This is a genomic window from Catenulispora pinistramenti (assembly GCF_018274385.1).
Classification (GTDB): domain Bacteria; phylum Actinomycetota; class Actinomycetes; order Streptomycetales; family Catenulisporaceae; genus Catenulispora; species Catenulispora pinistramenti.
In genome coordinates this window covers 1-12,045 of the sequence record NZ_JAAFYZ010000280.1, presented here as the reverse complement: position 1 = coordinate 12,045, position 12,045 = coordinate 1, and the positions used below count along the sequence as shown (strand labels likewise).

12 protein-coding genes are annotated in these 12,045 nt (G+C 70.7%); 5 read left to right on the top strand and 7 right to left on the bottom strand.

Annotation, left to right across the window (positions count from 1 at the left end; genetic code table 11):
- From KGQ19_RS43475 to KGQ19_RS43460, 4 genes are all read left to right on the top strand, one after another.
- On the top strand, positions 1-1,111 hold a 1,111-nt coding region (locus tag KGQ19_RS43475; protein ID WP_438801901.1), incomplete at its 5' end, for a YlbE family protein.
- Between the two features lie 128 nt (positions 1,112-1,239).
- On the top strand, positions 1,240-2,181 hold the full coding sequence (locus KGQ19_RS43470) for an AEC family transporter (RefSeq protein WP_212020587.1): 942 nt from the start codon (positions 1,240-1,242) through the stop codon (positions 2,179-2,181).
- A 648-nt stretch (positions 2,182-2,829) separates the two neighbouring features.
- Positions 2,830-3,144, top strand: coding sequence for an integration host factor, actinobacterial type (gene mihF / locus KGQ19_RS43465; protein WP_012786078.1), 315 nt, complete (start codon positions 2,830-2,832; stop codon positions 3,142-3,144).
- 254 nt (positions 3,145-3,398) lie between these two features.
- A complete protein-coding gene (locus tag KGQ19_RS43460; RefSeq protein ID WP_230420354.1) occupies positions 3,399-4,010 on the top strand; it encodes a DUF1707 SHOCT-like domain-containing protein in 612 nt (203 codons plus the stop codon).
- Positions 4,011-4,117: 107 nt separating this feature from the next.
- Here KGQ19_RS43460 and KGQ19_RS43455 read toward each other — a convergent pair whose 3' ends face one another.
- From KGQ19_RS43455 to KGQ19_RS43435, 5 genes are all read right to left on the bottom strand, one after another.
- Positions 4,118-5,827 carry an endonuclease/exonuclease/phosphatase family protein gene (locus tag KGQ19_RS43455; protein WP_212020585.1) on the bottom strand — a complete coding sequence of 570 codons (1,710 nt, stop codon included), beginning with the start codon at positions 5,825-5,827 and terminating at the stop codon, positions 4,118-4,120.
- Between the two features lie 234 nt (positions 5,828-6,061).
- Positions 6,062-6,631 (bottom strand): PspA-associated protein PspAB, encoded by a 570-nt coding sequence (pspAB, locus tag KGQ19_RS43450; RefSeq protein WP_212020583.1) that lies wholly within the window; start codon positions 6,629-6,631, stop codon positions 6,062-6,064.
- A 231-nt stretch (positions 6,632-6,862) separates the two neighbouring features.
- Complete coding sequence (htpX, locus tag KGQ19_RS43445; RefSeq protein ID WP_307856689.1) at positions 6,863-7,804, bottom strand: zinc metalloprotease HtpX; 942 nt, start codon at positions 7,802-7,804, stop codon at positions 6,863-6,865.
- Positions 7,805-8,025: 221 nt separating this feature from the next.
- Positions 8,026-8,304 carry a PspA-associated protein PspAA gene (gene pspAA, locus KGQ19_RS43440; protein WP_212020581.1) on the bottom strand — a complete coding sequence of 93 codons (279 nt, stop codon included), beginning with the start codon at positions 8,302-8,304 and terminating at the stop codon, positions 8,026-8,028.
- Positions 8,301-9,122 carry a PspA/IM30 family protein gene (locus tag KGQ19_RS43435; protein ID WP_368862247.1) on the bottom strand — a complete coding sequence of 274 codons (822 nt, stop codon included), beginning with the start codon at positions 9,120-9,122 and terminating at the stop codon, positions 8,301-8,303. Before KGQ19_RS43435 ends, pspAA begins: the two co-directional genes overlap by 4 nt.
- Positions 9,123-9,375: 253 nt before the next feature.
- Between KGQ19_RS43435 and KGQ19_RS43430 the strand changes: the two genes are divergently transcribed.
- A complete protein-coding gene (locus KGQ19_RS43430) occupies positions 9,376-9,930 on the top strand; it encodes a DUF3043 domain-containing protein (protein WP_212020576.1) in 555 nt (184 codons plus the stop codon).
- Here the strand turns inward: KGQ19_RS43430 and KGQ19_RS43425 are convergent.
- Positions 9,860-10,675, bottom strand: coding sequence for an ABC transporter ATP-binding protein (locus tag KGQ19_RS43425; RefSeq protein ID WP_212020573.1), 816 nt, complete (start codon positions 10,673-10,675; stop codon positions 9,860-9,862). The two genes, KGQ19_RS43430 and KGQ19_RS43425, sit on opposite strands and share 71 nt — an antisense overlap.
- Entirely contained in the window at positions 10,672-11,802 is a 1,131-nt protein-coding gene (locus tag KGQ19_RS43420) for an FtsX-like permease family protein (protein WP_212020571.1), read from the bottom strand. The genes KGQ19_RS43425 and KGQ19_RS43420 overlap by 4 nt, the downstream gene beginning before the upstream one ends.
- Positions 11,803-12,045 lie beyond the last annotated feature (243 nt).

Sequence of the window (12,045 nt, the reverse complement as noted above, 5' to 3'; positions counted from 1 at the left end):
GGGGTGGTTCGGGGGCGGGGGCGCAGGTCGTGTGGGCCGTGACAGTCGTGGCGGCGAAAGCTCCATGCCCGAACTGACCCCCTGCCACCACCGCGGAGGCGTGGGTCCGATGGCCGGCGTCGTCTCCCCCGGCATGTGGCTCCTCGAGCTCCGCGACCCGGTCGGCGGCGGCAGCTCCTGGTGCAGCCTGAACGAAGGCCTCGGCAAGGTGCTGCGATACGGAGCGTTCGGGCCCGAGGTGGTCGAGCGGCTGCGCTGGATGTCCGGGGTGCTGGGGCCGATGTTGCAGCGTGCGGTGCGGCGGCGGGGCCCGGTGGACGTGAAGGCGATCGTCGCGCAGATGCTGCACATGGGCGATGAGGGTCACAACCGGAACCGGGCCGGGACGCTCATGCTGCTGCGCGAGCTGTTGCCGTCGCTGATCGAGAACGGGGAGGACAGCCGGGAGCTGGCCGAGGCGGTGCGCTTCGTATCAGGGAACGATCACTTCTTCCTCAACCTCGTGATGCCCGCGTGCAAGCTGGCGGCGCAGGCGGCATCGGGGATCGCGGGGAGCACGGTGGTGACCGTGATGGCGCGCAACGGGACCGACTTCGGGATCCAGACCTCGGGCACCGGCGATCGGTGGTTCACCGCGCCGGCGAACACGCCCGAGGGGTTGTTCCTGGCCGGGTACGGCCCCGAGGACGCCAACCCGGACATCGGGGACTCGGCGATCACCGAGACCGCGGGGGTCGGGGGGTTCGCGATGGCGGCCGCGCCGGCGATCGCCCGGCTGGTCGGGGGGACGGCGGCCAGCGCGGTGGCGACCACGCGGCTGATGTACGAGATCACGCTGGCCGAGAACCCCGCGTTCACCGTGCCGGCGCTCGACTTCCGCGGGACGCCGACCGGGATCGAGGTGGGGCGGGTCGTGCGGACCGGGGTGCTGCCGCAGATCAACACCGGGATGGCCGGGCGGGTGGCCGGGACCGGGCAGGTCGGGGCCGGGCTGGTGACGCCGCCGATGGAGTGCTTCACGCAGGCGCTCGCGGAACTGGCGGAACGGGCAAGGGCGGACGAGGGCAATACGGATGGCGCTAGAACAGCCGGCACTACCTCCGAAAGCTAAAGCGCCACAACCAACCCGCCATAGCCAAGCCGGTACAAGCCACCCGAAAACCGTAGCCCCCGAACCCGTCCAGCGATCCCTACCACACCCCCGCCGACTGCGATCCCTTGCCCCGGTACGGTGGCGCGGTGCTCAACGCCTTCATACCCATCTGGCTACTCACCGCCCTCGGCTACCTGGTCGCCCGCTTCGACCTCGTCGGGGCGGCGTCGGCAAACGTGGAGGCGGTGCTGGGGCGGTTCGTGTTCCGGGTGGCGATGCCGGCCTCGCTGTTCGGGATGCTGGGGAAGGCTGATCTGCACGCGCTGGCCAACACCTCGATCATCGCCTTCGGGGTCAGTTCGCTGGCGGCGTGCGGGCTGGGGTTGGTGCTGAGCACCCGGGTGTTCAGGCGGGACGTGCCGAACGGGGCGGTGGTCGCGATGGCCTCCGGGTACGTCAACTCCGCCAATCTGGGCATCCCGGTGGCGATCCAGGTGTTGGGGAACGCGGTCTTCCTGTCGACCGTGATCCTGTTCAACACCGTGCTGGTGACGCCGATCATCATGACGCTCATGGGGCTGCGCGCCGGGTCCCCGACCGGGATGCGGCAGCGGCTGCGGGGCATAGCCATGCTGCCGGTGCACAATCCGATCATCATCGCGTCGGCGTTCGGCGCGCTGGTCTCCGCGACCCGCTTCCACGTTCCGGCGGACGTCGGCAGCGCGCTCGGCCTGCTCGGCGGCGCGGCGGTGCCGGTGGCCCTGATCACCCTCGGGATGTCGCTGCACGTTGAGAAGAAGCCCACGGTCGAAGCCAAGAAGTCCGGTATAGCCGAAACCGTCATAGCCATCGCTGTGAAGACCGCCGTCCAGCCGATCCTCGCCTACCTCCTGGCCTACTACGCCCTCGGCCTCCCGGCGCACGACGTCCTGGCCGTCACCCTCTGCGCCGCCCTCCCCACGGCCCAGAACGTGTTCATCTACGCCAGCGAGTACGGCCTGGACACCGTCTTCGCCCGCAACTCTGTGATCTTCTCCACGATCGTCTCGATGGCGGGTCTGTGGAGCGTCGTCGCGCTCCTGAAGTGATCCGCGGAATAGCCCGCCCGGGTGGTGACGAGGCGTGGCGTGTCACCGGTTCGGGTGATTGCCGCAGCACCGCCCAATCGTCGTATTTACGCCACAACGACCCGCGAAACGCGCCGGGCGCCCCGGCCCGCCGCAGACCCTCGCGACCCCTTGTCCGGCTTCCCACACCAGACCGGCGTCTCAGGCCCCTCAGCGAGCCCCCAGAAGCCCGAAAACGGCCCGCCGCCGGGCTTGCGAAGCGTCGGCGGGACGCGTGCGGACGCCCCGGCGCGACGGCGACCGGAATGGCTGATCCGCCCCTTTCGCAGTGCTCGGACGCTTTCGCGTACTTGGCGACCGTCGCGTGCGAACGCGCTGTCGCGCAGCTGCGCAACGGCCCAGCGCGGCTCCGGCTACCGGCCGAGCGGCGGGCGGGTGCCTCGTTCGGGTCAATCGCCGTTGTGCCGCGGATCACCTGCGGGTTGGTCGCCATTGCGACCTTTTCGACCGATTCCAGACCCCCTCAGTCGGCCTCGAACGGCCTCACCTCGGCCGACATGGGGTGGTTCCCCCACCCCTGAGCTGTGATCTGTCGCCGGGATCCGCCATTATGGGCCACGGCTCCGGCGCCGTCGCGGGCCGTGACCGTACTAGGCAAGGAGAAGTTTCATGGCTCTTCCGACACTGACCCCCGAGCAGCGCGCGGCCGCTCTGGCCAAGGCCGGGGAAGTGCGCCGTGCCCGTTCGGAGATGCTGGCCGACGTCAAGGCCGGGAAGCTGTCCCTGAAGGCGGTGCTCGACCGGGCGGCCAAGGGCGAGGAGATGGTCAAGAAGACGAAGGTGACCGCCCTCATCAAGGCGCTGCCGGGCTACGGCCCGGCCAAGGCCGCCAAGCTGATGGCCGACGCGGAGATCGACGAGAACCGCCGCATCGGCGGCCTCGGCGACCGGCAGCGCCAGGCGCTGCTCGCCGCCACCGCCTGATCCGGGTCCCCACAGGGCCCGAATCCGGGCGATCTCGCCACGGCGCAGCCGGCCGTCCTACCCGGGACGGCCGGCAATGCCGGGCCGGTCCGGGTGAGGTGGATCAGGGGCGATCAGGGCCGCTCTCGGCCGCTGCCGACCGCTCGACCCGCCACCGCGATCGGTGTGGCGACCGCGGGCCTGGAGCTGCCCGGACCATCCCCGCACGCCCCTGATGAGACGCGCCACGCCGCATCTGGGCTAGCGTGGGAACCATGACCGACCAGCCCGACCTGCGAGCCTCACACGCGGACCGGGACCGCGTCGTGGAGACGTTGCGGATCGCCGCCGGAGACGGCCGGCTGTCCGCCGAGGAGCTCGACGCCCGGCTGGAGTCCGCGCTGACCGCGCGCACGCTCGGCCAGCTGGCCGAGCTGACCTCGGACCTGCCGGCCGACACCGGCCCCGGACTCGGGACGCTCCCCGTCACCGGCGCGCCGCCGGCCAGGGACGTGCTCGTCATCGACCAGGTGGGCGGCCAGTTCACCCGGATCGGCGGCTGGACGGTCCCCGGCCGCATCGAGGTGCGGTCCAAGATGTGTGACGTCCTCCTGGACTTCTCCGCCGCCGTGATCACCCGCGACGTCCTGCGCATCGACTGCGACATGAGGCTGGGCAAGCTGATCATCGTCGGCGGGCCGGACGCCGAAATCGACACCGACGGCCTCACCCTGGCGTTCGCCCAGGTCCGGCTGCGCGGCGACCGGAGGAACCGGCACGACATGGGACGCGGTGCCACGCAGCCGCTGCGGATCGAGATCACCGGCACCCTGAAATACGGCAAGGTCATCGAACGGCGGGCCCGCCGGCGGCGCTCAGCGCGCTGATAGACGCCGACAAGCCCCGACAAGCCCCGACAAGGCCTGGTCAACCTCAGAAAACCGTGCGGACCTCAAGGATTAGGGAACAACCCCTAACCAGGGGCAGACCCGGGTCAGAACTTCAGATCCGCCTCGATCGGCCGGTGCGCCTGCTTCGGGCCCACGGCCGGCAGCACCACGCTGGACACCGGCTTGAGCCCGCGGGTCAGCACGTCGTCCAGCCGCACCACCGGGAACGTCGCCGGCCACGTGAACCCGAACCCGCCCCCGGCCTCGGTCTGCGCGGAGACCAGCCCGGTCGAGGAGCCCAGCAGCGGGCCGATGGCCCGGTCGGTCTGCGCCACGTCCAGGTCCCCGACCACGATCAGGTTCGGCGACTGCTCGGCCTGCACGTCGTCCACCAACTGCTCCAGCGCGTCGCCGCGGGCCACGCCGAAGCCGTTGTGCGAGAGCGAGGGCTGCGGCAGGTGCACGGCGTAGACGGTGACCTGCCGGCTCTGGCTGACGTTGACGGTGAACCGCAGCAGCCCGCCGAACTCACCGGACGTACTGTTCGCCTCCGCGGCGCCGGACTGTGCCGTACGGTTGCCCGCCAGGTCGACCGGCTGCCCGGCACCGAGCGGGAAGCGGGACCAGACCACGAACTCGTACATCGCCATGTGGTACGTGTAGCCGGGCGGGGCCGCCTGGTCGGCCACCTCCTTCGACAGGCCCTGGAGCACCACGATGTCGGCCCCGCGCTGCTGGGCCAGCCGGGCCACGCCGGTCAGGTCCGGGACGCCGGTGTCGCTCGCCGAGACGTTCTGGCTCAGGATCCTGAGGTCGGCCGGGCCGGAACCGGCGGTGCGCATCAGGGTCGGGCCGAAGTCGCCGGCCCAGACCGCGCAGGTCAGCAGGCTGATGCCGATGGCCCACTTCTTGAGGGTGAGCAGCGAGGCCGGCAGGGCCAGCACGAGCGGCGCGACGGTCCACGGCAGGAAGGTGTCGATCAGCGAGCCGAAGCCCAGGACGTCGGGCAGGTAGCGGTGGCCGAGCAGGACCGCGAGGATCAGAAGGCAGACGATGTTGGTCAGGAGGGCTATCTGGCGGCGGGCACCGGGCCAGTGGGCGTCTTCGGCTTCCTTCGCGGAAATGACCTCGGGAGCGTCTTCGGCGGGCTCGGCGACCGGGTCGCCGGCTACCGGGCCACTTATTACCGGGTCACTTATTACCGGGCCACTGGATACCGGGCCGCTGGATATGAGCGTGTCATCGGCGAGATACAGCGCGGGCTCGGGCGAGGAAAGGCTTGATGGCGTCGACGGGCTTGGCGTCCTCGACAGAGGAGGGCCGGCGGCAGCCGCGGCAGCCGACGGCGCGCTGGGAACACGCCCAGTGGCAGCGGGTGCGTCAAGGGCCTGCCTTGCGCCGGCAGCAGGTGTCTCCGCCTCAGACTCACGAGGAATGGCAGTAGCTGTGCCGGATACGGCAGCAGCAGGTGTGGCCGGAGCGGCAGGCGTCGCGGGAGCGGTCGCCGCCGCAGCCCGAGTACCCGTCGAAGGGCTCTCCCGCCGCTGCGTAGGCACAGCCCCGGTCTTCCACGTAGCGGAAGCCTGGTCCGCGGCCGAGCGGATGATGTCACTGATCGCCAGCACCGGCGGGCCCGAAGCGGCCCGCGGCTTGGCGGCGACCACGACCGCAGCACCCTGCGAACCCGTGCCGTCCGCGGCGCTCACGGTGTCCACGCCGGGCACGGTGTCCTCGGCGGAGTCGGATATCGGCGCGCCGTCGGCAGCGGACGCGGCCGGTCCGCCGTCGTCCCCCGAAGCCCGAACCGGACTCACCGCCGCCCCCTGGCCTGTCGGCCCATCGCCGTCCGCGCCGGATCCGGCCGAACCGGCCGGAAGTTGTTCGAAACGCAAGTCTTCTCGTCCACTCGCCGTGACCAGACCCGACCGTTCCGCGCACGCCGAGCTGCGTGCACGCGCAAACGTTACTACCGATCGGCACTTCGTTCAGTCACAGTCCGGTGACTAGAGCAACAACCGTGTCACAACTTCCTGAGACGGCGGACCCGATCACAGACCGGGCGCGCCCCAGACCGGGAACCAGCGGCTCAGGTCCTGCTCCAGCCGCAGGTCGTTGCCGAGCAGGGCCTTGATCTGCAGCTCCAGGGCGCCGTTGCGCTGCTCGCCGGCCTGCGGGGCGAAGGGGTAGAAGGTGCCGCGCTTGTACAGGTACACCAGGGCCAGGCGGCGGTCCTGGTCGTCGGTGAAGGACACCAGGGAGCACAGCAGCTGCGGGCCGAAGCCGGTGTCCTGCAGCGAGCTGTTCACCGCGTGCAGGTCGGTCACCAGTCCGGCGGTGTCGTCCGGCTCGTGGTGCGAGACCAGCCAGGTGTAGCCGTAGGAGTCGTCACGCGCCTCGACCTTGGGGCCGTTGCCGGCCGCCAGGAGCGTGGTGATGTCCGACTCGACGTCGTCGAAGGCCCGGCCCTCGGCGCGCTTGAAGCACACCGAGCCCAGCCCGGTGGGCCGGAACTTGGTCGCCGCCTGCAGGGTCAGGGCCGCTGAGGGCAGGCCGAAGAGCTGGTCGAGGTCCGGCTTGACCGGCTTGGTCCGACCCAGCAGCGTGTCCAGGAATCCCATGGCTACCAGCTTGCCTTGTCCGCGACGGTACCCGCGGGAGGTCCCACGGTCCGTTCGCTTATCGTGATCGTCTTGTGCAGATCCCCGTGACTAACCGGGATCCTTCCCGAAGCGGGCATGCATAACGCCTGTCGGACGCATACGGCTCGCATAGTGGAAGCCCGGGTGGTCCGACAGGCGCTGGGGTCTGCGTGCTTTTGCGGAGTTCGAAGTCGTCGTGGCGGGTTCCGTCTAGTACGGACGGCCCATCTCCACGGCCAGCTTCGCCAGCTTCTCCTGGCGGACCGCCACCGGCGGGTGGGTGGCGAACAGCGAGGAGACGCTGGCTCCGCCGCGGATCGCCGGGGTGAAGAAGAAGGCGTTGAACGCCTCCTGCTTGCGCAGGTCCTGGGTCGGGATCGATGCCATCTCACCGGTGATGTGGCCCAGGGCGCTGCTCAGCGCCGAGGGGTTGCCGGTGAGCAGGGCGCCGGAGCGGTCGGCGGCCAGCTCGCGGTACCGGGACAGGCTGCGGATCAGCAGGAACGACAGCGCGTAGGTGAGCATCGAGACGATCATCACCAGGAACAGCACCGCCGCCGGGCTCTCGTCGTCGTCCCGGCCGCGCCGGTCGGAGAAGCCGCCCCACAGGCCCATCTCGAAGGTGATGCGCGTGATCAGGCCGGCCAGGATGCCCAGGAACGAGGCGATGGTCATCACCGCGACGTCCTTGTGCGCCACGTGCGAGAGCTCGTGGGCGAGCACGGCCTCCAGCTCGCGGTCGTCGTCCAGCCGGCGCATCAGGCCGGTGGTCGCGCAGACCACGGTGTTCTTCTGGCTGCGGCCGGCGGCGAAGGCGTTCGGGACGTCGGTGTCCGCGATCGCCACCCGGGGCTTGGGCATGTCGGCCAGCGCGCACAGCCGGTCCAGCACGGCGTGCAGGCGGCGGGCCTCGTAGGAGTCGTTCGGCTGCACGACCTTGGCCTGCATCGAGAACAGCGCGATCTTGTCGGAAAGGAACCACTGCGCGAAGAAGAAGGCCGCGATCACGATGATCAGGATCGGCAGCAGGCCCTTCGGTGCGAAGGCCACCGCCACCCCGATCGCGGCGACGTACACCAGCCCCAGCAGGAACATCACGGTCACCATCCGCGACGTCAGCTGCCGGTCCGGCGCGAAACGGGTCTTTGCCACTGGCGGGTCTCTCCCTGTCCCGATCTTGGTTGAACCAACGTGTCAATCCCAGCTCTAGGAAGCAGCTGGTTAATGGATGCAACGCCGAAACCCGCCTGGAGGTTCCCCGCCCGCCCCGTTCACGCGGCCAAAGAGACTACCGCCACACCGGAGCCGGGAGTACCGGCGTCCGACGTGGCGGCAGTCGAGGACCAGCGGGGGGGTGGCGGGGGCGAAGCGGATCAGCCGGGGATGAGACCCTCGTCCGACATCATCGCCTCGACCTCGTCCAGCGTGGAGTCGGCCATCGGGAGCACGAAGTCGCTCTCCACCAGCCGGTCCAGCGGGATCGGCTCGCCGATCTCCCGGACCCGGGCCAGCAGGGTGTCCAGCGCCTCGCGGAACGCCTTCTCGTCCTTGGCCTGGCAGGTCTCGAGCACCTTGGTGTCCAGCGCGTTGAGCTCGTCGATCGCGCTGTCCGGGACCTCGAGCTGGCCCTCGGTGAGGATGCGGACGATCATCGCGCCTCTCCCTCTGTGCTCTGGCCCCGGCCGGTGACCTCCTCGGCGTCGCTGACGCCCTGGCCGGTCGCGTTGCCGACCGGCTTGCCGGCCTCCAGCTGCTTGGCCGACGGGCCGCCGGACAGCTCCCGCTTCATCGCCTCGAGCTGGTTGTCGACGTCCGAGCCGGTCGACAGGCGCTCCAGCTCGGTGGTGATGTCGTCCTTGGCCATGCCGGTCGGGTCGTTGAGCGCGCCGGAGGCCAGCAGCTCGTCGATCGCCGACCCGCGGGCCTGCAGCTGCAGGGTCTTGTCCTCGGCCCGCTGGATCGCCATGCCGACGTCGGACATCTCCTCGGAGATGCCGGAGAAGGCCTCGCCGATCCGGGTGGTCGCCTCGGCCGCGGTGTAGGTGGCCTTGATCGTCTCCTTCTTGGTGCGGAAGGCGTCGACCTTGGCCTGCAGCGACTGGGAGGCCCGGGTGAGCTTCTCCTCCTCGCCCTGCAGCGCCGCGTACTGGGTCTGCAGGTCGGTGATCTGCTGCTGGATGCCGCCGCGCCGGGACAGGGCCTCGCGGGCCAGGTCCTCGCGGCCGACCTCCAGCGCCCGGCGGGCCTGGGTCTCGTGCTTGTCCGCCTGGTCCTGGAGCTGCTTCATCTGCAGTTCCAGGCGCTTACGGGAGGTGGCCACGTCGGCGACGCCCCGACGCACCTTCTGCAGCAGTTCAAGCTGCTTCTGGTACGAAAGGTCGAGCGTCTCGCGCGGGTCCTCGTACTTGTCCAGCGCCTTGTTGGCCTTGGCCTGGAAGATCAACTTCATGCGCTTCATGACGCCACTCATGGGCTCTGCCGCGCCCCCTTCACGTCTTCTGGTGTCCGACGCGACCCGCCTGGCGAATCGCCCTGAATGTCGTCCAACTCCGATGTCCTGGTCAGGACTTACCATACGGCTCGCCACCCCTTCCCGGCACCTACTGAAGGTCATGGCTTCGTGGTGCTGAACGTCATGGCCGGGCCGCCGGGCCGGTGATCGCCTCCGGGCCCGCCCGGTGGTGGCTTCGTGGTGGCGGGGCCGTGGCCTTAGAGTCATCAGCGTGTTCCGGAAGACGAAATCCACCGATGAGGCCAACGACGCCGACTCCGCCCAGGAGGAAAGCGCCTCCGCGCTGGCCGAGGCCCAGGCCGCCAAGGGCCGTCCCACGCCCACCCGCCGCGAGGCCGAACTGGCCCGCAAGCAGCGGCTGTCCGGTCTGAGCGCCGATCCCAAGAAGGCCAAGCGCCAGAACCGACAGCGCGACTTCGAGGCGCAGACCGAACGGCAGCACGGAGGCCCGGTCAAGCAGTTCGCGCGGGACTACGTCGACTCCCGCTTCCGGATCGCCGAATTCTTCATCGTCTTCGCCATCCTGCTGTTCGTGGTCGCCTCGGTCCCCTCCGTGGCGCTGCTGTCGGTGGTGCTGTGGCTGGTGATGCTGGTGGCCATCGTGATCGACTCGGTGCTGCTGGTGCGCGGCGTGAAGCGGGAGGCGCACAAGCGGTTCCCGAACGCCGATCTGGGCCGGATCGGGTGGTACTCGCTCATGCGGTCGATGCAGTTCCGGAAGTGGCGTCTGCCCAAGCCGCGGTTGAAGCGCGGCGAGAAGTTCTAGACGGCTGGTCAGGACATCCGTCGGTGAGCGGGCCGTCAGCCGGCCGGCCGTCGGTGAGCCGGCCGTCGGCCATCGTCAGAACCCGGTCGACGCCGCCGAGCAGACCGGTGTCGTGGGTGACCAGGACGGTGGCCGTCCGGTGTGCGCCGGTGACGGCCGCGAGCAGGGCCAGGACCTGCGCGCCGCGCTCGCGGTCGAGGGCTGAGGTGGGTTCGTCCACCAGGAGGACGGCCGGTTCGGCGTAGAGCGCGCGGGCGATGTTGACCCGCTGGCGTTCGCCGCCGGAGAGCTGGTGCGGCCGACGGCGCTGTTGGGCGTGGTCGAGACCGACCGCGGCCAGCAGGTTCCGGGCTCGGTCGCGAGCGGCCCCGGGGCGGTCCCCGCGCAGGTGGCCGACCGCTTCCAGCTGCTCGGCTGCGGTGAGCGAGGCGATCAGGTTGGCCTGCTGGAACACGATGCCGATCCGGTCGCGGCGCAGCCGGGTGCGCTCGGCCCGGGTCAGGGCCGCGGTGTCCCGACCGGCGATCGCGACCGTTCCGCCGTCCGGGGTGAGCAGGGTCGCGGCGACGGCCAGCAGCGTGGACTTGCCGGAGCCGGAGGGCCCGACGACCGCGAGGAACTCGGCCGGGGCCACGGTGAGGCTGACCTGGTCCAGGGCGGTGAGGCGGGCGTCGCCGTCGGGGTAGGTGAGGGTGACGCCGGTGAGGGCCAGGGCGGCCGGGAGTGCCGCGTTCGTCGAAGTCATCGGGATGCTCCAAGGGCGGTCAGCGGGTCCACGGTCACGATGCGGCGGACCGCGAGCGCCGCACCGGCCAGGCCGAGGACGACCATCGCGGAGAGCGGGACGGCGACGGTCGCGGGGTCGAGCGCGAACGGCGTGCCCGAGCCGCGCAGCAGCACGCCGCCGGCGGCCCCGGCCGCCGCACCGAGCGCGCCGCCGGCCAGCAGCAGGATCAGGGCCTGGCCGAGGGCGTCGCGGACCAGGTAGGCACTGCTGGCGCCGATGGCTTTGAGGACCGCGATGTCGGCCTTGCGCTGGACCGTCCAGACCGTGAAGAAGGCCCCTGCGACCAGGGCGCTGATCGCGAACAGGAATAGTTGGATCATCGTCAGGCTGCCCTGTTCGGCCGAGTAGCCGTCGATGCCGGCTTCGGCGGCGTCCAGGGTGACGGTCCTCGTGTGCTGCGCCGCGTCGAGTGCTTTGCTGCCGGCTCCGGTGCCGGCATCGGTGCCGGCCTGCTCGACCAGCAGCGCGACGGGTTGGGTGGCCCCGGCGACGTGCTGCCAGGTGGGTTCGTCGGTCCAGACCGTCGCGGCGTGGCCCCAGGAGCGGTTCGGGGTGATGCCGGAGATGGTCAGGCGGACCGCTCCGAGCCAGACCTGCTGGCCCAGGTGGAGCGCGTGTTCGGCCGCCAGCTCGGCGCCCACCGCGACCTCGCCGGGGCCCGGCGCCCGGCCGGCCAGCGGCGGCGGCGCGAGCGCGGGATCGACGCCGACCACGCTGACCGAGGTCACGTCGGCGGCGGCGAGCCTGGTCATCGACACTCCGAACGGCCGCGCACCCGCCGCGGCCTGCCACGCGGCCTGCTGCCCGGGACTGATGGCGCTGTCGCTGAACGACACCGCCGGGCCGCCGAAGACCACGTGGCGCGCCGGGAGTCCGGTGAGCGCCGAGGTGGAGTCGGAGGCCAGGCCGCCGGTGAGGCCGTAGAGGAAAAGGACCAGGCCGGTGAGAAGGGCGACGACGGCACCCATCAGAGTGAACCGGCCCTTGGCGAAGCGGATGTCGCGCAGGGCGACGAACACGGTGTTGCCTTCCGTCGATCGGGGTGGGACGGCTTCCAGCCTGGCGAGCGGGCGGCCTCCTGCCATCGCGGAGAAGGTTGGCCGCGCATCAACCGAACGATGGATGCCCGAACGGCCGGAGCCGCGGGTGACAGACCGTAAACTGGAGGCAAATGAGCAGTTCAGACGGCATATCCGAAGCCGGGCACCGAACCCGGGTGCCGACGCTGCGCGTGGTGCTGCTCGGGCTGCACGGCTTGTTCTACGCGCTGCTGGCGGTCGGGCTCGTCGGCGCGGGGGACGCGGCGGCGTGGGCGGTCGGGGCGGCGC

Bases quoted from the DNA above. Each gene is read 5' to 3' on its own strand.
- mihF (WP_012786078.1), top strand. From the start codon at position 2,830: ATGGCTCTTCCGACACTGACCCCCGAGCAGCGCGCGGCCGCTCTGGCC.
- pspAA (WP_212020581.1), bottom strand. From the start codon at position 8,304: ATGATCGTCCGCATCCTCACCGAGGGCCAGCTCGAGGTCCCGGACAGC.
- pspAB (WP_212020583.1), bottom strand. From the start codon at position 6,631: ATGGGATTCCTGGACACGCTGCTGGGTCGGACCAAGCCGGTCAAGCCG.
- KGQ19_RS43420 (WP_212020571.1), bottom strand. From the start codon at position 11,802: ATGGCAGGAGGCCGCCCGCTCGCCAGGCTGGAAGCCGTCCCACCCCGA.
- KGQ19_RS43425 (WP_212020573.1), bottom strand. From the start codon at position 10,675: ATGACTTCGACGAACGCGGCACTCCCGGCCGCCCTGGCCCTCACCGGC.
- KGQ19_RS43460 (WP_230420354.1), top strand. From the start codon at position 3,399: ATGACCGACCAGCCCGACCTGCGAGCCTCACACGCGGACCGGGACCGC.
- KGQ19_RS43435 (WP_368862247.1), bottom strand. From the start codon at position 9,122: ATGAGTGGCGTCATGAAGCGCATGAAGTTGATCTTCCAGGCCAAGGCC.